The organism is Nocardia sp. IFM 10818 (assembly GCF_054655275.1).
The window spans coordinates 2,029,970-2,048,618 of the sequence record NZ_BAAHJH010000001.1 but is presented as its reverse complement, the minus strand read 5'-3'; the positions used below and the strand labels follow the sequence as shown (position 1 = coordinate 2,048,618).

General features: G+C 68.3%; 21 protein-coding genes. 9 read left to right on the top strand and 12 right to left on the bottom strand.

Annotation, left to right across the window (positions count from 1 at the left end):
• Positions 1-939: an AraC family transcriptional regulator gene (locus tag ACYQ5L_RS09165; protein WP_459956953.1), complete on the bottom strand. Its 939-nt coding sequence runs from the start codon at positions 937-939 to the stop codon at positions 1-3.
• A 112-nt stretch (positions 940-1,051) separates the two neighbouring features.
• On the opposite strand from ACYQ5L_RS09165, the gene ACYQ5L_RS09160 reads away from it, so the two are divergent.
• Positions 1,052-1,735: an NAD(P)H oxidoreductase gene (locus tag ACYQ5L_RS09160; RefSeq protein WP_459956952.1), complete on the top strand. Its 684-nt coding sequence runs from the start codon at positions 1,052-1,054 to the stop codon at positions 1,733-1,735.
• A gap of 59 nt (positions 1,736-1,794) precedes the next feature.
• Here ACYQ5L_RS09160 and ACYQ5L_RS09155 read toward each other — a convergent pair whose 3' ends face one another.
• Positions 1,795-2,637: a phosphoribosylaminoimidazolesuccinocarboxamide synthase gene (locus ACYQ5L_RS09155; protein ID WP_459963368.1), complete on the bottom strand. Its 843-nt coding sequence runs from the start codon at positions 2,635-2,637 to the stop codon at positions 1,795-1,797.
• Between the two features lie 304 nt (positions 2,638-2,941).
• On the opposite strand from ACYQ5L_RS09155, the gene pepN reads away from it, so the two are divergent.
• Both pepN and ACYQ5L_RS09145 read left to right on the top strand, forming a co-directional pair.
• A complete protein-coding gene (gene pepN / locus ACYQ5L_RS09150) occupies positions 2,942-5,533 on the top strand; it encodes an aminopeptidase N (protein WP_459956951.1) in 2,592 nt (863 codons plus the stop codon).
• A gap of 584 nt (positions 5,534-6,117) precedes the next feature.
• Positions 6,118-7,407, top strand: a complete 1,290-nt coding sequence (locus ACYQ5L_RS09145) for an alpha/beta hydrolase-fold protein (RefSeq protein ID WP_459956950.1) — start codon at positions 6,118-6,120, stop codon at positions 7,405-7,407.
• On the opposite strand, the gene ACYQ5L_RS09140 is transcribed toward ACYQ5L_RS09145, so the two are convergent.
• A complete protein-coding gene (locus ACYQ5L_RS09140) occupies positions 7,343-7,975 on the bottom strand; it encodes a maleylpyruvate isomerase family mycothiol-dependent enzyme (protein WP_459956949.1) in 633 nt (210 codons plus the stop codon). The two genes, ACYQ5L_RS09145 and ACYQ5L_RS09140, sit on opposite strands and share 65 nt — an antisense overlap.
• Before the next feature lie 135 nt (positions 7,976-8,110).
• Here ACYQ5L_RS09140 and ACYQ5L_RS09135 point away from each other — a divergent pair, with 135 nt between their 5' ends.
• Both ACYQ5L_RS09135 and ACYQ5L_RS09130 read left to right on the top strand, forming a co-directional pair.
• Complete coding sequence (locus ACYQ5L_RS09135) at positions 8,111-8,707, top strand: ClpP family protease (RefSeq protein WP_379198297.1); 597 nt, start codon at positions 8,111-8,113, stop codon at positions 8,705-8,707.
• Positions 8,707-9,297 carry a ClpP family protease gene (locus ACYQ5L_RS09130; RefSeq protein ID WP_379198295.1) on the top strand — a complete coding sequence of 197 codons (591 nt, stop codon included), beginning with the start codon at positions 8,707-8,709 and terminating at the stop codon, positions 9,295-9,297. The genes ACYQ5L_RS09135 and ACYQ5L_RS09130 overlap by 1 nt, the downstream gene beginning before the upstream one ends.
• A gap of 77 nt (positions 9,298-9,374) precedes the next feature.
• Here ACYQ5L_RS09130 and ACYQ5L_RS09125 read toward each other — a convergent pair whose 3' ends face one another.
• The 5 genes from ACYQ5L_RS09125 to ACYQ5L_RS09105 all read right to left on the bottom strand — a co-directional run bounded on the left by ACYQ5L_RS09125 (position 9,375) and on the right by ACYQ5L_RS09105 (position 13,060).
• The gene (locus ACYQ5L_RS09125) at positions 9,375-9,776 is read right to left on the bottom strand and encodes a helix-turn-helix domain-containing protein (RefSeq protein ID WP_459956948.1); all 402 of its coding nucleotides are present in this window, start codon (positions 9,774-9,776) and stop codon (positions 9,375-9,377) included.
• 331 nt (positions 9,777-10,107) lie between these two features.
• Entirely contained in the window at positions 10,108-10,551 is a 444-nt protein-coding gene (locus ACYQ5L_RS09120; protein ID WP_459956947.1) for a DUF5130 domain-containing protein, read from the bottom strand.
• A gap of 10 nt (positions 10,552-10,561) precedes the next feature.
• Positions 10,562-10,843, bottom strand: a complete 282-nt coding sequence (ctaJ, locus tag ACYQ5L_RS09115; protein WP_459956946.1) for an aa3-type cytochrome oxidase subunit CtaJ — start codon at positions 10,841-10,843, stop codon at positions 10,562-10,564.
• Between the two features lie 77 nt (positions 10,844-10,920).
• Positions 10,921-12,477, bottom strand: a complete 1,557-nt coding sequence (locus ACYQ5L_RS09110; RefSeq protein ID WP_459963367.1) for a glycoside hydrolase family 13 protein — start codon at positions 12,475-12,477, stop codon at positions 10,921-10,923.
• Between the two features lie 178 nt (positions 12,478-12,655).
• Entirely contained in the window at positions 12,656-13,060 is a 405-nt protein-coding gene (locus ACYQ5L_RS09105; protein ID WP_379198289.1) for a globin, read from the bottom strand.
• A gap of 269 nt (positions 13,061-13,329) precedes the next feature.
• Between ACYQ5L_RS09105 and ACYQ5L_RS09100 the strand changes: the two genes are divergently transcribed.
• Positions 13,330-14,022 (top strand): HNH endonuclease, encoded by a 693-nt coding sequence (locus ACYQ5L_RS09100; RefSeq protein ID WP_459963366.1) that lies wholly within the window; start codon positions 13,330-13,332, stop codon positions 14,020-14,022.
• A gap of 75 nt (positions 14,023-14,097) precedes the next feature.
• On the opposite strand, the gene ACYQ5L_RS09095 is transcribed toward ACYQ5L_RS09100, so the two are convergent.
• Entirely contained in the window at positions 14,098-14,670 is a 573-nt protein-coding gene (locus ACYQ5L_RS09095) for a helix-turn-helix domain-containing protein (protein WP_459956945.1), read from the bottom strand.
• Between the two features lie 75 nt (positions 14,671-14,745).
• Between ACYQ5L_RS09095 and ACYQ5L_RS09090 the strand changes: the two genes are divergently transcribed.
• The 3 genes from ACYQ5L_RS09090 (at position 14,746) to ACYQ5L_RS09080 (ending at position 16,664) form a co-directional block, all read left to right on the top strand.
• Complete coding sequence (locus ACYQ5L_RS09090; RefSeq protein WP_459956944.1) at positions 14,746-15,447, top strand: AzlC family ABC transporter permease; 702 nt, start codon at positions 14,746-14,748, stop codon at positions 15,445-15,447.
• 33 nt (positions 15,448-15,480) lie between these two features.
• Positions 15,481-15,798: an AzlD domain-containing protein gene (locus tag ACYQ5L_RS09085; protein WP_459956943.1), complete on the top strand. Its 318-nt coding sequence runs from the start codon at positions 15,481-15,483 to the stop codon at positions 15,796-15,798.
• 110 nt (positions 15,799-15,908) lie between these two features.
• Positions 15,909-16,664: a phosphodiesterase gene (locus ACYQ5L_RS09080; protein ID WP_459956942.1), complete on the top strand. Its 756-nt coding sequence runs from the start codon at positions 15,909-15,911 to the stop codon at positions 16,662-16,664.
• On the opposite strand, the gene ACYQ5L_RS09075 is transcribed toward ACYQ5L_RS09080, so the two are convergent.
• The 3 genes from ACYQ5L_RS09075 to ACYQ5L_RS09065 form a co-directional block, all read right to left on the bottom strand.
• Positions 16,661-17,389 carry a dienelactone hydrolase family protein gene (locus ACYQ5L_RS09075; protein ID WP_459956941.1) on the bottom strand — a complete coding sequence of 243 codons (729 nt, stop codon included), beginning with the start codon at positions 17,387-17,389 and terminating at the stop codon, positions 16,661-16,663. The two genes, ACYQ5L_RS09080 and ACYQ5L_RS09075, sit on opposite strands and share 4 nt — an antisense overlap.
• Positions 17,390-17,470: 81 nt before the next feature.
• Positions 17,471-18,145, bottom strand: a complete 675-nt coding sequence (locus tag ACYQ5L_RS09070) for a DUF8185 domain-containing protein (RefSeq protein WP_479684935.1) — start codon at positions 18,143-18,145, stop codon at positions 17,471-17,473.
• A 16-nt stretch (positions 18,146-18,161) separates the two neighbouring features.
• Positions 18,162-18,617, bottom strand: coding sequence for an acyl-CoA thioesterase (locus ACYQ5L_RS09065; protein WP_459963365.1), 456 nt, complete (start codon positions 18,615-18,617; stop codon positions 18,162-18,164).
• Between the last annotated feature and the right edge of the window lie 32 nt (positions 18,618-18,649).

Sequence of the window (18,649 nt, the reverse complement as noted above, 5' to 3'; positions counted from 1 at the left end):
TCAGGCCGCCACCGTCGCCGAAATGCGAAATGCCTTGGGGCTCATGCCCCGATAGCGCTTGAAGGCGGCGCTGAAGCCGAAAGCGTCCGCGTAGCCGACCTTCTTGGCGACCTGGGCGACGGTCAGGTCGGTGTCGGCGAGCAGTTCCTCGGCCTCGTCCATGCGGGTCTCGGTGAGGTAGTTCAGCGGCGGCCGCCCCATGACCGCCGCGAAGCGTTTGGCGAAAAGCGCACGGGAGACGCCGGATTCGGCGGCGAGCGAGGCCACCGTCCAGCCCTTGCCGGTATAGGTGTGGATGGCCTGCAAAGCGGGAGCGACGATCTCGTCGGCCATGCCGCGATACCAGTGCGGGGCATCCTCGCCCGCCTGTTCGAACCAGGTGCGCAGCGTGCACACCAGGCCCCAGTCCAGCAGCCGGTCCATCATGGCCTGGGATCCGGCGCTCAGTTTGGCGGCATCACTCGCGGCGGCCTCGAGCCAGGGGCAGACGTCGGTCTCCTCGCTGATCACCAGCACCTTCGGCAGCACCCGCAACAGCCGGTCGTGCCGGCGGGCCGAGGTCTTGTAGGCGCCCACCACCAGGGCCGTCGCCTCCGGTTGCTCACTGCCCCAGCGGATTCCGCGCAGTTCCTCACCGCAGCAGTCCTCGCCCGACGTGAAGCAGGAGATCTCGTATTCGGTGGGCGGCCCGATGAGCGAGTCCGGGTCGTCGACCAGGCGGAAGGGTTCGGGACCCTGCACGATCGCGGTGTCCCCCATGGTGATCCGGGTGCGAGTGCCATCGGCGAGGATCAGGGTGCCGCCGCCGCGGAAGACGCTGATCATGGTCAACGGGGCGCGGTCGGCGAATTGAATGGTCCACGGGCCCTCCAGCACCGCGGAGGTGACGACCGAGCCTTCGGCGCGAATGCCGCTCAACAAGCAACTCAAGGGGTCCACCCCTCGAGCGTAGACGAATTCCTATTGATCGGAGAGTTTCTCCCATGGAACGTCCACGGCATTCCGGATGTACTGGTTCTACCGAACAAGATCGCATCGCAGGAGGAACCCCATGTCGCAGACCGAAAACCCCAGCGCCCGCACCGCTCTCGTGGTCGTCTCGCATCATCGGAACGATTCGCTCACAGCGTATCTGGCCGGTCGCACCGCGCAGCGGCTGGAGGCGCGGGGTTACACCGTCGACCTGCTCGACCTGCACGCCGAGGGCTTCGATCCGCGCATGACGGTCGCCGATCAGCCCGATTGGGGTAATCGGGACAAGGTCTACTCCGAGGAGACCGAGGCGCACATGCGCCGCATTCTCGCCGCCGAGGTCGTCATCGCGGTCTTCCCGATCTACTGGCAGAGCGTTCCGGCCCTGCTCAAGGGCTGGATCGACCGGGTCTGGAACTACGGCTTCGCCTACGGCCGCAGCAAGCCGCGCCTGGTCGGCAAGCGCATGCTGTGGCTGGGACTGGCGGGCGCCACCGAGGACGACGCCATCATCCCCGCCATGCGGCAGGTGCTGGAGAACCAGCTCAGCGCGGGCATCGCCTACTACTGCGGCTTCAGCCGGTCCACCGTCGCCATCCTCCCGGACGCCGAGGAGCGCCCGCAGCGCGTGGACGCGGAGGGCAACCTGTTCATCGGCGACGCGGTCGCCGGCGCGGCTCGCGAGGCCCATTTCGCCGCTCTCGAGGAGCGGGCCCTGGGCTATGTCGACGAATTCGTTGCACTGGACCGGGTTCCGGCCTGAAGCACGACGGCCGCGCATCCACGGGGGATGCGCGGCCGTGCTCGAGCAGTGCTATCCGGTCAGCTCCAGGACCGGCCGGTGATCAGCTCGTAGGCCTGCATGTACTTCTGGCGGGTCGCCTCGACGATATCGGCCGGGATCTCCGGTCCGGGGGCTTCCTTGTTCCAGCCGGTCGAGGTGGACCAGTCGCGCACGAACTGCTTGTCGAAGGAGGCCTGCGGGCGGCCGGGCTCGTAGGAGTCGGCGGGCCAGAAGCGGGAGGAGTCGGAGGTCAGGACCTCGTCGGCGAGGGTGAGAGTGTCGCCGTCCCAACCCCATTCGAGCTTGGTGTCGGCAATGATGACCCCGCGGGCGGCCGCGTGCGCGGCGCCGCGCGAGTACACCTGCAGGGTCAGGTCGCGCAGCTGCTCGGCGACCTCCTTGCCCTCCTGGTTCACCACATCGTCGAAGGTGATGAACTCGTCGTGGGTGCCGACCTCGGCCTTGGTGGTCGGGGTGAAGATGGGCTCGGGCAGCTTGTCGCCCTCCCGCAGGCCCGGCGGCAGCGCGATGCCGGAGACCTCGCCGGTGCGCTTGTACTCGGCCAGGCCGGAGCCGGTCAGGTAGCCGCGGGCAATGCATTCGACCTTCACCATGGTCAGCTTCTTGGCGCGCACGGCGCGGCCGGCGAACTCGGCGGGCACGTCGGTGGTGGAGACGAGGTGGTTGGGCACATCGGCGAAGAACTCGAACCACCAGTTCGACAGCTGGGTGAGCATCGCGCCCTTGTCCGGGATCGGGGTGGGCAGCACCACGTCGTACACCGACACCCGATCGGAGGCGACCAGGATCAGCTCATCGCCGTCCTCGTACAGGTCGCGCACCTTACCGGCGTGGATGTGCTTCAACGTGGTCCTCCTCATAGCGGCGCGGAACAGCGCGGACGGGCGCTGCGCCGCACAGCCTACCGACGGCCGTCCGGCGGCCCGCAGCCCGGCGAGCACCCGGCGGCGGGACCGCCGCCGCGGCGGCGAATGATCAGGTCTCGGCATGCGCCCGCCAACCGGTCCGGCGACGTGGCAAGCTGGGCTGCGTTGCGTCTGCGCCCGTGGCGCCCAGTGGAGAATTGTTCCGGGTCCGGGTGGGCGCACCGCATGACGGTGGGCAGCGTCGCCCGCACCGCTGCGTGAACGCACGGCACAGTACTCCGAGAGCGAAGGAGCCCCCTTGTCCGCACCGAATCTCACCCGCGAGCAGGCGATCGAACGCGCCGCGACGGTCCAGGTGGAGAACTATCGCGTCGAATTGGATCTGACCGGGCAGCCCACCAGCGCCGAGGCCACGCGGAGTGAAACCTTCTTCTCGCGCTCGACGGTGAAGTTCACGGCAACGCCCGGTGCGCAGACCTTCGTCGACATCGTGGGCGCGGGCGTGCGCTCGGCAATCCTGAACGGGACGCCGGTGGATGTCAGCGACTACGACGAGTCCAAGGGCATCACCCTCACCGGGCTCGCCGAGCGCAATGAACTCGTGGTCGAGGCCGACTGCGAGTACTCGCACACCGGTGAGGGCCTGCACCGTTTCGTCGACCCCACCGACAACAAGGTCTACCTGTACTCGCAGTTCGAAACCGCCGACGCCAAGCGGATGTTCGCCTGCTTCGACCAGCCGGACCTCAAGGCCACCTACGATCTGATCGTCACCGCGCCGGAGGACTGGGAGGTCATCTCCAATGGCGCGACCACCTCGACCCGCAAGATCGGCACCGTGGTCGAGCACACCTTCGACACCACGCCGCGGATGAGCACCTACCTGGTGGCGCTCATCGCCGGGCCGTACGCCAAGTGGACCGACACCTATGTCGACGAGCACGGCGATATCCCGCTGGGCATCTACTGCCGCGCCTCGCTGGCCGAATTCATGGACCACGAACGGCTTTTCACCGAGACCAAACAGGGCTTCGGCTTCTATCACGCCAATTTCGGTGTGCCGTACGCCTTCGGCAAGTACGACCAGCTGTTCGTGCCCGAATTCAATGCGGGCGCCATGGAGAACGCGGGCGCGGTCACCTTCCTCGAGGATTACGTGTTCCGCTCCAAGGTGACTCGCGCGTCGTACGAGCGCCGCTGCGAGACGGTGCTGCACGAGATGGCGCACATGTGGTTCGGTGATCTCGTCACCATGAAGTGGTGGGACGATCTGTGGCTGAACGAATCCTTCGCCACCTTCGCCTCGGTGCTGTGCCAGGTGAACGCGACCGAATACACCAATGCCTGGACCACTTTCGCCAATGTCGAGAAGTCCTGGGCGTACCGGCAGGATCAGCTGCCCTCGACCCACCCGATCGCGGCGGACATTCCGGATCTGGCGGCGGTGGAGGTGAACTTCGACGGCATCACCTACGCCAAGGGCGCATCGGTGCTCAAGCAACTGGTCGCCTATGTCGGCGAGGAGCCGTTCCTGGCGGGCCTGCGCGACTACTTCACCGAACACGCCTACGGCAACGCCACTTTCGATGATCTGGTCGGTGCGCTGGAGAAGGCGTCCGGGCGGGATCTGTCGGATTGGGGCGCGCAGTGGCTCAAGACCACCGGCCTGAACATCCTGCGCCCCGACTTCACCGTGGACGCCGACGGCAAGTACAGCTCGTTCAGCGTCATCCAGGAAGGGGCCGCTCCCGGCGCCGGTGAGCGCCGCGTGCACCGCCTGGCAATCGGCGTGTACGACGAGCAGGACGGAAAGCTGGTGCGCACCAAGCGCGTCGAGCTCGATATCAATCCGGCCGAGCGCACCGATGTACCCGAACTGGTGGGCGTCGCCCAGGGCAAGCTGGTGCTGGTCAATGATGACGACCTCACCTACTGCTCGGTGCGCCTGGATCCCGCGTCGCTCGAGACGGTGGTGGCCCGCATCGCCGATATCGCCGAACCGCTGCCCCGCACGCTGTGCTGGTCGGCCGCCTGGGAGATGACCCGCCAAGCCGAGATGCGCGCCCGCGACTTCGTGGCACTGGTGCAGCGCGGGGTGGGAGAAGAGACCGAAATCGGCGTGGTGCAGCGGCTTCTCATGCAGGCGCACACCGCACTGGCCAGCTATGCCGACCCGGCCTGGGCCGATACCACCGGCTGGCCGGAGTTCGCCGATCGCCTGCTGGACCTGGCCCGCGCCGCCGAGCCGGGTTCGGACTACCAGCTGGCCTTCGTGAACGCCCTCACCGGCGCCAAGCTGGCCGTCCGCCACGTCGAGGCGCTGCGCCAGATCCTGGAAGGCGACCTCACCGCCGCCAACCTGCCCGGCCTCACGGTCGACACCGATCTGCGCTGGCGTCTCATCCAGGCGCTCGCCGCGGCCGGTGACATCGATGCCGACGGACCGCAGTCCCCGGTCATCGACGCCGAACTGGAGCGCGACCCCACCGCCGCCGGCCGCCGCCAGGCCGCCGCCGCCCGGACCGCTCGCCCGCAGATCGGCGTGAAGGAATCGGCCTGGGCCACCGTTATGCACGACGATACGGTCCCGAACATCACCGCCCGCGCCATCGTCAGCGGCTTCGCCCCGGTCGGTCAGTCGAACCTGTTGTCCGGCTTCACCGAACGCTACTTCGCCGAGATCCCCGGCGTCTGGGAGCGCCGCTCCAGCGAAGTGGCGCAGACCGTGGTCGTCGGCCTGTACCCGCACTGGGCCATCACCGAGGAAGCCGTCGCCCTCGCCGACAAATTCCTCTCCGCCGAACACCCGCCTGCCCTGCGCCGCCTGGTGATCGAGGGCAAGGCCGGCATCGAGCGCTCCCTGCGCGCTCGCGCCTTCGACCAGCAGTAACACCCCAACGGTCGCGCCCCCTGCGAAATCCGCAGGGGGCGCACCCATGTCGAACCAGAAGGATCCACCCGTGACAGCCCCCCGACACCATACGCCGCGCGACCATCCGGCCGCCGACGTCGCGGGCGGCATAGCGGGCAGCGAGGCCGCCTCCGAGCACGCGCACACATCGGCACCAGTCATCGGCGACCCCCGGATCCCCACACGACACAACGAGAAGACCGACGCGACGGCCGTCGCCGGAGACGCGGGGAGCGCGGCAATCGTCACCGCTACGACCCGCCAACACCCACATGGCGGCGACGACGATCGACAGCCCTCGGCTGCGGGCGCTGCTCGACGAGTTGACCGCCGACTGAGCGGATGCGGCGCATGACGCGGCAACCGTGGCCGGGCGCACCCACGCGACGCCGCGACCACGGCCGGCCCCCGTCCCGGCCGGCCGGCCAGGTCGTGGCTGCCGAGGCTGCGGGCGGCGAGGATGACGTGCCCCGGGCAGTGTGTGCCCGAGGCGAGGATGCTTCGCTGAGTGCGGCAGCTCGACGCGCCGACAGGCACCCGGACCGCTGGAGGGTCCCGCTGCGATGATGGAAAGCCCTCGGCTGCGCGAGCTGCTGCACGCGGCGCGGGCTCGCGGTAGTACTGCTGTCGATGAGTTCTGGGACGAGATCATCGGGTCCGGAACGCCGCTCATCGAGCCGGGGCGTGAGCTGGACCGTCGGCTGGTGACGCTGCTGTGGCGCGAGCGGGAGCCGATCGCGGGTGTCTATGCGCTGGTCAACAGGCTGACCGACAAGGGCCTTGTGGCCGATGGGATGATGCGGCGGCTTCCGGACACCGATGTGTGGTTCGTTACGTTCGATGTTCTGGACACACTGCGCAGCAGCTATCGGTTCTATCCATTCGGCGAGCGGGATCGCTTCTTCGGCAGTGGTGTTCTCGCGCATCTCGATGCGAAGGCGCTCATGGCGCGGACGGTGCCGGACCCGCGCAATCCCGGCTGCGGGAGCGGCCGAGGTTTCGGGTCGGTGCTCGAATTGCCCTCGGCGCCTTCGCTTGCCGAGTGGAAGCACATGGAGGCGCGGCCGGCGGGCACGCTCTCGGCTCACGACTTCACCACTGCGAGAGGTGCGGACACCTACCGCATCCGGCAATACATTCCGGCCGGACCGATTCCAGCGGGCGGGCTCGCGATGCTGGTTCTGCTCGATGCGCAGCGCTGGTTCGATGATTTCAATATGCCCGCCGCGATCGACGCCGCGATACGTGCCGGCCGGTGCTCGCCCGTCGGCATCATCGGCGTGGAATCTCCTGCCGCACCGCAGGATCGGATGCGACAGCTGGGAGCGGACCCGCAGTTTGTTCAGATGCTCGCGGACGAGCTCATCCCGTTCGCCGAGTCCTCCGGGGTGCGGTGGGCGGGGCGCGAGCGGCGAATGCTGTGCGGGCAGAGCCTCGGTGGGCTCACGGCGCTGGCTGCCGCGCTGTGGACGCCGGAGGCGTACGGTGCCGTGCTGGCGCAGTCGCCGTCGGTGTGGTGGCGGCCGGACGGGAGCGTGAGTCCGCATACTTACACCGACAGTTCGACCTCATGGCTGTTCGAGCGGTTCGGGACGGCGGCGGTGGGGCCGGTGCGCATCCTGATCGACGCCGGATCGAATGAAGGGCTGCTCACCGAGCATCTGCACCGATTCCAGGACATGGTGTCGGACAGAGGTTTTCGGAGCCGGTTGCAGGTGTACACCGGTGGGCACGATTACCCCTGCTGGGCCGCCGCCATGATGAGCGGGCTAGCCGAGCTGTGTGGCGCTACGCCGGAGGACGCACCGTCGCGACGGGCAGCCGGCCGGTCGCCAGCATCAGCAGATCGATAGCGGAGGCGCTGAGTTCATCCGGGCCGTCACCGTAGGTCCAGTCCGCGTCGGTGGCGTTCAAACGCAATCCGCGCACTCGCTTGGGTGCGCCGTAGAAACGGCTGGACAGGACCTGGTCGAGGGCGGGGAGCACGCGCGCGACGGGGGTACGCCAGGTGCGGCCGAGTGGCCGGGCGATGTCTTGGCCGTGAACGATGATGTCCACCAACGGATCCAGCGGGCTCGCACCCGGCGCGCGCTTCATCACGCCCGCGGCCTCGCGCAGGTGGCCGAGCAGCTCGGCCGGTGTGTAGGCCGCGGCGCGATCACGGGCTTGCTCGGCCGTCATCCGATTCCAGTCGAAGCGGGCGCGGACGATGCCTTTCACGGTGTCCCACACCGTTTCCCGATTCGACAGCGTGATGTGCGCGAGCACCTCGTGCGTCGTCCAGCCGTCGCACAGCGAGGGCTGCTGCCATTCGGCCGCGGTGAGGTCGTCCAGGAAGTCGGCGAGCGCGAGCCGCTCGGTGCGAATCCAGGCCGGAATCAGTTCGGGGTCCACGGGTGCCTCCAGGTCGACGCGGGTCATCGATGCAGACGGACCGCAGCGGAGAAACTCATCGGCGCACGCCCTGAACTGCGGTTTCGCTCACGCTGCTGTGAGCGGATCCGCTCACGGCAGCGTGGCGCGAAATCCGGGGGTCCGCTGCGGCACGGTGGATGCATGGGAGACAACAAGCCGATGTTCAACTGGCGCACACGCGAACAACTGTTCAGCCGCCGGATTCTGGTCCTCGACGGCGCGCTCGACGACGACAATGGCGCACTGCTCATGACGCAGCTGCTCACCTTGGCGACCGAGGATCCGGAGGCGGGGATCTCGCTGTGGATCCACTCGCCGGGCGGTTCGGTGCCGGCCATGCTCGCCATCCGCGATGTCATGCGCCTGGTGCCCTGCGAGGTGTCCACGCTGGCACTCGGATTGGCCTGCAGCGCCGGGCAATTCCTGCTGTCCGCCGGATCTCCCGGCAAGCGGTTCGCGCTGCCGCACGCCCGGATTCTCATGCATCAGGGTTCGGCCGGCATCGGCGGCAGCGCCGTCGAGGTGGAGGTCCAGGCCAGCGATCTGCGGCACACCGTGCAGACCGTCCTGGGGCTCATCGCCGAGGACACCGGGCAGTCCTACGACCAGATCTTCGAGGATTCACTGCACGATCGCTGGTTCACCGCCACCGAGGCCCGCGAGTACGGATTCATCGACGCCATCGTCGATTCCTTCTGGCAGGTCGTCCCCCAGCGCCACAAGGTAGGTATCTCCTGATGACCAGCTACACCATCCCCAATGTCATCGCCCAGCACCCGCGCGGCGAACGCATCATGGACGTGTACTCGCACCTGCTCACCGAGCGCATCGTCTACCTGGGCACGCCCATCGACTCCGGTGTGGCCAATGCCCTCATCGCCCAGCTCCTGCACCTGGACGCCGACAGCCCCGGCCAGGACATCAACCTCTACATCAACTGCGAGGGCGGCGATCTGTCCGCCATGCTCGCCGTCTACGACACCATGCAGCACATCAATTCCCCCGTGGTCACCACCTGCGTGGGCCAGGCGATAGCGGTGGGCGCAGTGTTGCTGGCAGGTGGCTCGCCCGGTCGCCGCACCATGCTCCCGCACGCCCGCGTGGTCCTGCACCAGCCCGCCGCCAGCGGCCGCGGCACCATCCCCGATCTCATCATCCAAGCCGATGAGATCGTCCGCATGCGTGCCGAAATCGAGCAGATCCTCTCCAAGCACAGCGGCCAATCCCTGGAGACCCTCCGCCGCGACACCGACCGCGACCGCGTCTTCACCGCCCAGACGGCCCTGGACTACGGTCTCGTCGACCAGATCCTCGGCCCTCGCGAATGAACTGAAACGTCACCCACCGGGAACTGGCGGCGGTCCCTTCTCGACGAATGCCGCCACCAGTTCCCGCTCGGCGTGATTCAGGCGGCGAGGGCCATGAGCACCGGCCCCGCAGGCCGGTGATTCGCAGGCGGCCGGGAAATCAGAGCCATCCGCTGACGGCGCAACTCGTCGGCCACCTGTCCGGTGAGATCTCCGAGCGTGGTCCCCAGCGCCCCCGCGAGATTCGAGATCATCTCGCTCGACGGATCCTTCCGCCCGCGCTCCACCTCGGACAGGTACTGCGGCGAAATCCCGGCCCGCCCCGCCGTCTCACTGAGCTTCTCCCCCTGCTCCTGCCGCAACGCCCGCAGCCGCTCCCCCAGCACCTCCCGCCACAACGGCTCCCGCACGGCCTGCTCCCGCGGCCGCTCTTCGCGCCCACCGGGAATCGAACGCAGACGCGGAAACTCCGGCACGGCCGGAACAGCAGGCTCGGACATACCCCGAGCCTAGATCGCCGGGCCCGCCCCCGAGCCCCAGTTACGCTCTGGGCGTACAACCCGCCCCGCACGCCAATTCGAAACACCACCGACCGGGAACTCGTGGCGGGGCCCACTCGACAGATGCCGCCACAGTTTCCCGGTGATCAACCGACCAAGAGCCGGCCGCTCGGCCGAGCCGCGCAGGAGGACGCGGAATTCGGGCGAGCGGCGGAAGCCGGGCATCCGGTATCGCCCACTCTCCCGCGGGGTTTCAGGGGCCAAGCCCCTGAATTCACCCTTTTCCCGGGGGGTTTCAGGGGTGAAACCCCTGAGAGCCCTACGAGAGTTGTCAGACCCGGCCGATGGCCGCGGCCATGACGCGCACGGCGGAGACGAGTCCGTCGATCAGGTCGCCCTGGCGGAAAGAGCTCAGGGCGGCGGTGGCGCCGAGCTGGCAGACGCGGTCATTGGCGCGCTCGGCGACGTCGCGGCCGGAACGGACCTCGACGGAACCGGTGTTCGGGTCCACGGCGATGAGGACGGAGCGGGCCGCCTCGGGGGTGCCGGGGAAGACGGCGTCCGCGCCGGAGGCGGAGTCGGCGCCGAGGTCGCCGATGAAGATATTGAAGCGCACCTTGGTGGCGCGGGTGGCGTCGGTGAGGGCATTGTCCATGAGCAGGCGCTCATGATCGGTGAACGGCACCTCGTTGAAGACGTCGCCGGCTTCGTGCACGCCGGATACGCGTCCGCTGCTGGTGATGGCGTAGCCGTGCGGTAGGTCGGCTGCGTTCACCGCGGGCCAATTAGAACTTGCCACTTGCCCGGCCTCCGATCAGGTCCGCCTCGGCGGATTCGATAGCCGCATGATTGCCATGCGACGACTCAGCAACATCGTGATGACCGGCGCCGGTCACCTCGTCGGTCGCGCTCCACAGCACCGGTGGCTGGGTCCACTGCTGTCCGAGTTCGTAGTGGTCCGGCTTCTTGCCGGGCAGCGGCTTGCCGAGGAACGACAATCCAGCGATCACCAGATAGATCGCAACCGGGATGCCGACATAGATCAGCACTGTCTGGAGAATGCTCACGGCACAACGGTAATCGATGCCCGGATCGTCACCCTAGACCGGTGAGCGAGCCCACGCTCGTGTCGTCGCGTTCCCGGTCAAATCAGCCAGGCCGCGGAATTTGCCGGAAGTTTTCTAGCGGTAATCGGAGCACTCGCCAGCAACACCTCGCCGGCGGGCAGCAGAATCGGAGCGTCGGTGGCGTTCAGGACGCACAGCAGTCCGCCGCCGCGCCGGAAGGCCAGACAGCCCGGCGGACTGCCGTACCACTCCAGGCCCGGACCGCGGAATTCCGGGCGCATACCCCGTAATTCGATGGCCATCCGGTACAGCGACAGCATGGAATCCAGGCGTTCCAGCTGCCGCTCCACCGTCAGCTGCGCCCAGTACGGCGGCATGGGCAGCCAGGGGCGTCCGGCGGTGAAACCGAACGGCGGCTGCGCGCCCTCCCACGGCAGCGGCACCCGGCACCCGTCGCGGCCGCGCTCGGTGTGCCCGGAGCGTTCCCATACCGGATCCTGCAATGCCGCCTCGGGCAGATCGTCGACATTGGGCAGGCCCAATTCCGCACCGTTGTAGACGAATACGCTGCCCGGCAGCGCCAGCTCCAGCAGGATCATGGCGCGCGCCCGCGCGAATCCCACCGGACCGCCGCCGTAGCGAGTGACCTCGCGCTCGATATCGTGATTGGACAGTGTCCAGGTCGGACTGGCCCCGACCGCCGCCACCGCGCTCAGCGAATGGTCGACGGCCTCCCGAATCCGGTCCGGATGGAAAGGCGTCTCGGCTAATCGGAAGTTGAACGCCAGATGGAGCTCGTCGGGGCGCAGATACTCGCCGAAGCGGGTGTTGTCGTCCACCCACACCTCCCCGATCGCCACCGCGTGCGGGTATTCGTCCATGACTTTGCGGAGCTTGCGGTGCAGTTCGTGCACGCCGGGGTTGTTGAAGCGCGGATCCTCATCGTCGTGGCCGAACATCTTGGAGTTCGGATCGGCCATATCCGGCAGCCCCTCGGGCTTGGCCATACCGTGCGCGACATCGATGCGGAACCCGTCCACCCCGCGATCCAGCCAGAACCGCATGGTCTGCTCGAAATCGGCGGCGACCTCCGGATTCTCCCAGTTCAGATCGGGCTGTTCGGGCGCGAAGATGTGCAGATACCACTGCCCGGGCCGGCCGTCCGCCTCGATCACGCGGGTCCACGCCGGCCCGCCGAAGATGCTGGGCCAATTGTTCGGCGGCGCAGCGCCATCCGGCCCGCGCCCATCGCGGAAGAAGTACCGGGCCCGCTCCGGACTGCCCGGTCCGGCGCGCAGCGCGGCCCGGAACCACGGATGCCGATCACTGCTGTGATTGGGCACCAGGTCCATGGTGACCCGGATCCCCCGGTCGTGCGCCTCGGCGATCACCTCGTCCAGGGCCGCGATACCGCCGAAGAGCGGGTCCACATCGCGCGGATCGGACACGTCGTAGCCGCCGTCTGCCATGGGCGAGCGCATGATCGGGCAGATCCACAACGCGTCCACCCCCAATAGCTCCAGATACCCGAGCTTTTCGCGGAGCCCGCCGAGATCTCCGACGCCGTCGCCGTCGGAGTCCGCGAACGAGCGGGGATACACCTGATAGAAGACGGCCGATCGCCACCACGGCATTGCCTGCGCAGCCGCGGCCCCCGGCCCGGCGGATGTTTCGGTCACAGTCGTAATGGTGCCAAAGCGCACCGCCGCCCGGGGCCGCAAAGACGACACTTGTCCAGTTTCAGCAAATCGTCAGCGGTGTCGCGATCGCACCGGAAACCGTCTGGGCGGCTTCACCTTCTGCGCAATGAACTCAGAAAGGTGAGTTCATGAGCGAATTGGCGGCCATCTCGAAGTAGTCCAGCAACTGCTTGCGATGCGCATCGTCGAGCACCTCCGGCTCGATCTCCGCCACCGCGATGTGCATGGCCCGCAACCAAGCGTCCCGCTCGATCGGCCCCACCTTGAACGGATGGTGCCGCATTCGCAGCCGCGGATGCCCCCGCTCCTCCCCATAGGTCCGCGGCCCGCCCCAGTACTGCTCCAGGAACATCCGCAGCCGCCGCTCGGCGGGACCGAGATCCTCCTCGGGGTACAGCGGCCGCAGCACCTCATCGGCCGCGACCTCCCGGTAGAAGGCCGCGACGATCCGATCGAAGGTCGCGGCCCCGCCCACCGCGTCATAGAAGGATGTCGTCGTCTGCTCACCGGAAGTCACGCAACCATTGTGCCCACAGTCCGCGATCACGGCCCGTCGCCTCCCTCACTTCGGCGTCCGAGGCCGCCGCGCACCAGCGCGGCGGCCTCGCGTATACCCCCCGCTTCGCGACCGGCACGGGTACGACGCCCCAGGTCACGTCCTGTTCACCCGTTTGTGCCCGAGAATCTGCAAAATCACCGTGCATTCTGCGGACTTCCATGGTCAACTGGGTGGCAGTCTGCCGAGACGAAGCACCCATCGGACGAATACGGATTCGGGGTATGCCCATGAAGCAGCGGCACAGCGCCAGGCATGAGGCGCGGACACATCGACAACTCCAGCCCGCCGACGTCCACAATCGTGGGTCGGGGGCCATTCCGCTGCATGTTTTGTCCGACCATCATCCGGGTGCGCATCATGATCATCACGCGCATCGCCCGCCCGAAGTCTCCACCGGTTCCAGCTGGGCCAAACGCCGCGTCCTGCTGTTGAACGCCACGTACGAACCCCTCACCGCCCTGTCCGCGCGCCGCGCCATCGTGCTGCTGATCTGCGACAAGGCCGATACCGTCCACGACAATCCCGAGGGCCCGGTCGTGCATTCCGCCGGCACCTCGGTCGCATTGCCCTCGGTCATCCGACTACGCAATTACGTGCGTGTCCCCTACCGCGCCCGCGTCCCGATGACCCGCGCCGCACTCATGCATCGCGACCGGTATCGCTGCGCCTACTGCGGCGGCAAGGCGGAAACCATCGACCATGTGATTCCGCGCAGCCGCGGCGGGCCGCACACCTGGGAGAACTGCGTCGCCTCCTGTGCGCCCTGCAACCACCGCAAGGCGGACAAGCTGCTGAGCGAGCTGGGCTGGACCCTGGTGCATCCTCTGGAATCGCCCAAGGGCCCGCACTGGCGACTGCTGTCCTCCAGCTCGGAGCTGGACCCGACCTGGTTGCAGTACCTCGGCGAGGGCGCGGCCTAGCTCGCGCTCGACCGCCGAGGGTTCATCGGCCGATATGTCGAACGCTCGCGCTGTCGCGCGCGCAACCGGCCGGAATCAGCTGTATTCGCTGATGAGCATGGCCCAGGTGCCCGGTTCGAGCGCCTCGAAGACGTGCGGCATATCGCCCGGATAGCAGATGTAGTCCCCTGGACGCAGCTCGACCGGCGCATCCGCGAGCCCGGCATTGGCATGGCCCGCGCACAGCATCACGTGCTCCGTGACGCCGCGCGCGTGCGGATCGGAGCGGCGGGGCCGCCCGGGTTCGGCGGTCATGCGGTAGATATCGCGCCGGACGTTCGACGGCGCGGCCGACAGCAGGGTGATCCGGTACTCGGCCTGCGCCGAAGCCAGCTCCGCACCCTCGCCGGCCCGGATCACCTGCACCTGCGGCCGCGGCGGATCCAGCAGCTGCGAGAATTGGATGCCGAGCGCCAGGCACAGCGCCCACAGCGTCTCGATGCTGGGATTGCCCGATCCGGACTCCAATTGGGACAGAGTGGATTTGGCAATGCCCGCCCGCTTCGCCACCTCGGTGAGCGACAGCCCGGACCGGCCGCGCTCCCGGCGCAGGGCAGCCGCGATGGCCTCCTGCGGCGAGGTGGCCGACGGGTTCTCATCGTGAATCATGATGGGTTCACACAGTACCGGCTCGCTGCCGCACCCCTTTGACTATTCGGACTCGATGCGTTCAATATAGACAACATGCGTTCGATATGGCGAACACTGGATCGGGGTGTATTGACCGGTATCGCGGCGATCTGCCTGGCAGTCGCCATGATCGGCGTCTCCTACGGGGCGACGGCCGTCACCGCCGGGCTGCCCGCCTGGCTGCCCATTGTGCTGAGCCTGGCGGTGGTGGCCGGCGGCTCCGAGTTCGTCTTCATCGGGATCGTCACCGCCGGGGGCGGGCTCATTGCCGCGGTGCTGGCCGGGCTGCTGGTCAATGCTCGCCATCTGCCCTATGGGCTCTCGGTGCCCGATGTGGTCGGCACCGGATGGCGGCGATTGGTCGGCACCCAGATCATGAACGACGAATCCGTCGCCATGGCGCTGGCCCAGCCCGATCGCCCGCGGCGGCGCGCCGCGTATTGGCTGTGCGGGCTGGCCGTGCTGGCCGCCTGGCCGATGGGGGCCGCGATCGGGGCCATGCTCGGCTCGATCGTGCCCGACCCCAATGCCTTCGGGCTGGACGCGGTATTCCCCGCGGTGCTCATCACCCTGGTCATTCCCGCCCTCAGCGACGCCCAGACGCGCATCGCCGCCCTGACCGGCGCTGCCGTCGCGGCGGTGACCACGCCGTTCCTGGGCGCGGGCCTGCCGGTGCTGCTGGCCCTCACCGCCGTGCTGCTGGTCGCCCGCCGGACCGATCCCGCGGCCAGCGAATCGGCCGCCGAACCCGCGTAAACGCTCCCACCGAGACTCCCGAGGACGATTCCCATGACCAAGGCCCTGCTGCTGGGCGTGTGCGCGCTGGCCGTCGGCACCTATGCCTTCCGCTTCGCCGGCCCCGTTCTCCGCAGCCGTGTCAAGGTCTCCGCCCGCACGGTGAAACTGCTGGAAATCGCCTCGGTGGTCCTGCTGACCGCGCTGGCGGTGACCACTCTCATCCCCTCCGGCGGCAATCAGGTCGGAATCGCGCTCCCCGCAGGGGTTCTCGTCGCCGCCGTGCTGGCCTGGCGTAAAGCGCCCTTGCTCGCGGTGATTCTGGCCGCCGCCGTCACCACCGCGGGCCTGCGACTACTCGGTCTGCACTGACCCGTCACCGGCCGCCGCCGCGGGCCGAGTACCGCCACTCGCGGGATTCACCCGGCCGCACACGGGTATTGCGAGGCGAAGTGCCGAGCAAACGAAGAGGTGCAGATTTCATGGCTATTCCCGACCGTATCGTGCGTGGAGTGTTCGCCGGTGGGGCGTGGGTGCGGCGCAATCGCGTGTTCCATCCGGCCGGGCTGCCGTTGACGGGCGTTCTGCATACCGTGGACGGCGAGTACAAGCAACTGCTGGGCAGCACGGATCGCCCTGTGCTGGCACGGATTTCGAAGGGCATCGGACTTCCCGCGGACCTGCCGGACGCACTGGGCCTGGCAGTGCGGGTATTGGACCGGCACAACCGGCCCTGGGACCTCGCACTGGCCACCACCGGCACCGGTCCCTGGAGCCGATTCCTGATCCAACCGGCGCGCGGCTGGGCGAGCGCCCGTTACGGCAGCCTCATGGCCTACCGCTTCGAGCAGGGTCCCGCCGAGTGGATTTTCGCCGAGCCCGATGGGGCGCAACCGGAGACGCCGTCCCTGTCGGCGCTCCAGGTGCATTTGAAGCGGCAACGGCTCGGATTCACCCTGAAGGCCGCGCCGCGCACCGGCCCCATGCGCACGCTGGCCGAGATCACCATTGCCGAACCCGAGATCGGCGAGCATGCCTCGCCCGGGTTCTTCGATCCGGTGCGGAATATGCCGCCCGAGGTGGAGCTGCTGCCGCGGATGGTGGCGACCGTGCGCGAGTGGGCCTACAGCGGAAGCCGCCGCGGGCGTGGGGAATCGGAGAATGTGGCCACGCAGGGGGTGGCCGGATTCCAGGGCATGAAGGACGGGCAGCACCGCGCGCCCCGGCCGGAGATCTAGGGGCGCACCAGGTCGGCCAGACGCTTCCACGCATCCTCGGCGATATCCTCGCGGTAGGACGGGCGTCCGGGGAAGAGAAAGCCGTGCGGAGCATCGTCATAGACGACGATCTCGTGGTCGATATCGTTGGCGCGCAGTGTATTCGCGAGGGACTCGCGCGCGGCGGCGGGAATCAGCGGATCGTCGCCGCCGAAGAGCAGGAGCATCCGGCCGGTGATGCCGGGCGTGTACTCGACCGTGGGTTCCGGCGTCGACAAGGGAATGCCGGTATCGGTGAGCCAGCCCGGGTAGACGGCGGCGGTCGCGGCGAGCGGGAGCTGGGTTGCGGCGTAATAGGCCACGTGCCCGCCGGCGCTGAAGCCGACCATGCTCGAGGAGGTGGCGCCGCGACGCCGCAGTTCGGCGAGGCAGGCCGAGATGTCGGCCAGCACCTCGGGACGGCGCAGCGTGCGCAGAAGTTCCAGGCCGCGATCCCGGTCGGCCGTGAACTCCAGTTCGGCCCGCGGCGCGACCCGGTGGAACAGGTCGGGCAGGATGGCAATGGCGCCGAGTGCGGCCAGCCGGTCGGTGGCCGCGACGGCGGATGCGTGCTGGCCGTAGATCTCGTGTCCGACAACGATTCCCGGATAGTCTCCGGGGGCCGCGGGGCGGGCGAGGTAAGCGGTCAGCATCGCGTCGCCGATGGCGAGGTCCATCCACTCGGTCACGATTGCGGCATCGCCCATGCCGTCAAGGTAGTCGGGCACGAGCCGGGCGACCAATGGGCATGGCGAGACCGGCCATCGATCCGTCGATGGCCGATGCGCTCAGCTCGTCAGGAGCGGCAGGCCCGGACCGCGGCGGCGTGCCACGGAACCGTAGCGGGCGTCCAGGCGCAGCCAGGTGCGGGCGGCGCGGACCCGGACGATCTCGTCCACCGAGATGCGGCGGGAGTCGGTCTTCTCGCCGCCGTGCGGGATGAAATCCATTGCGGCGAGCGCGAAGACGACGCGCATGGGGACCTCGACGCTCTCCCCGGCATTGGAGACGGTGAGCACGGTCTGGTCGAGCAGGGAGGCGGGCGGGCCGTGCCCCGCGGAGTGCTCCTGCGCCAATTCCGCTCCGCGCTCGGCCAATTCGACGAGCATGCGGGCCGGGACATCGTCCACGTGGACGAATCCGGACTCCGGCGGCAGCGCCGAACGCCAGGCCGAATCCATGCGGTAGCCCAGCTCCAGCGGTGCGCCGGGCTCCGGCCCGTGCAGGCGGGACAGCACGATATCGCCGCCGACGGTGACATCGTCGGTGCCGAGGGAACCGACGACCGTGCGCACCGCCAGCGCCTCGAAACCGGTGGCGGCCCAGGCGGATACGTAGCGGTCGCCGCGGCGGCGCAGCCGGATGACGGCGGCCGGGTCCAGGCGCATCGCATGGGAGACGAAGGTGGCCAGGTTCTCCCGTTCCGCCGGATCCGGGATGTGCAGGGTGAGTTCGGACGTCACTGTCGCGGGACTCGCCTCAGTCGTTCAGCCACAGCGACAGATAGTCGCGTTCCTCGGTGGTGAGGCGGCGCAGGCGCTGGGTCTCGATATCGAAGGCGGCGAGCTGGGTGGAGGCGATCACCGCCGGCGGGGAATCGGGTGCGGCCGCGGCGGCGCGCACCTCGTAGGCGACGGTGAAGTCCACGGCCCGCAGCCGCTCGACCCACATGGAGATGTCGAGCGGCGAATCCTCGTGCCGCAGCTGACCTTTGTACTGCACCCGCAGATCGGCCAGCACACAGCCGGACTTCAGGCCGACGGTGGGCCGGTCGTCGAGGAACAGCCACGGAATCCGGGCCTCCTCCAGCAGGGTCACCATGCGGGCATGGTTGATGTGCTGGAAGGCGTCCATATCCGACCAGCGCACCTCGACCTTGGTGTGAAAGCGCCTGGGCGTGCCGAACGCCTGCTCGACCGATGACGTGCTCTGCACATCCAATGACTTGCTATGCCCGTTCAGCGAAC

What these genes read in the sequence shown, in the direction of transcription:
- ACYQ5L_RS09160 (WP_459956952.1), top strand. Translation starts at nt 1,052, where the DNA reads ATGTCGCAGACCGAAAACCCCAGCGCCCGCACCGCTCTCGTGGTCGTC.
- ACYQ5L_RS09155 (WP_459963368.1), bottom strand. Translation starts at nt 2,637, where the DNA reads ATGAGGAGGACCACGTTGAAGCACATCCACGCCGGTAAGGTGCGCGAC.
- ACYQ5L_RS09145 (WP_459956950.1), top strand. Translation starts at nt 6,118, where the DNA reads ATGATGGAAAGCCCTCGGCTGCGCGAGCTGCTGCACGCGGCGCGGGCT.
- ACYQ5L_RS09140 (WP_459956949.1), bottom strand. Translation starts at nt 7,975, where the DNA reads ATGACCCGCGTCGACCTGGAGGCACCCGTGGACCCCGAACTGATTCCG.
- ACYQ5L_RS09135 (WP_379198297.1), top strand. Translation starts at nt 8,111, where the DNA reads ATGGGAGACAACAAGCCGATGTTCAACTGGCGCACACGCGAACAACTG.
- ACYQ5L_RS09130 (WP_379198295.1), top strand. Translation starts at nt 8,707, where the DNA reads ATGACCAGCTACACCATCCCCAATGTCATCGCCCAGCACCCGCGCGGC.
- ACYQ5L_RS09125 (WP_459956948.1), bottom strand. Translation starts at nt 9,776, where the DNA reads ATGTCCGAGCCTGCTGTTCCGGCCGTGCCGGAGTTTCCGCGTCTGCGT.
- ACYQ5L_RS09110 (WP_459963367.1), bottom strand. Translation starts at nt 12,477, where the DNA reads ATGCCGTGGTGGCGATCGGCCGTCTTCTATCAGGTGTATCCCCGCTCG.
- ACYQ5L_RS09100 (WP_459963366.1), top strand. Translation starts at nt 13,330, where the DNA reads ATGAAGCAGCGGCACAGCGCCAGGCATGAGGCGCGGACACATCGACAA.
- ACYQ5L_RS09095 (WP_459956945.1), bottom strand. Translation starts at nt 14,670, where the DNA reads ATGATTCACGATGAGAACCCGTCGGCCACCTCGCCGCAGGAGGCCATC.
- ACYQ5L_RS09090 (WP_459956944.1), top strand. Translation starts at nt 14,746, where the DNA reads ATGCGTTCGATATGGCGAACACTGGATCGGGGTGTATTGACCGGTATC.
- ACYQ5L_RS09085 (WP_459956943.1), top strand. Translation starts at nt 15,481, where the DNA reads ATGACCAAGGCCCTGCTGCTGGGCGTGTGCGCGCTGGCCGTCGGCACC.
- ACYQ5L_RS09080 (WP_459956942.1), top strand. Translation starts at nt 15,909, where the DNA reads ATGGCTATTCCCGACCGTATCGTGCGTGGAGTGTTCGCCGGTGGGGCG.
- ACYQ5L_RS09075 (WP_459956941.1), bottom strand. Translation starts at nt 17,389, where the DNA reads ATGGGCGATGCCGCAATCGTGACCGAGTGGATGGACCTCGCCATCGGC.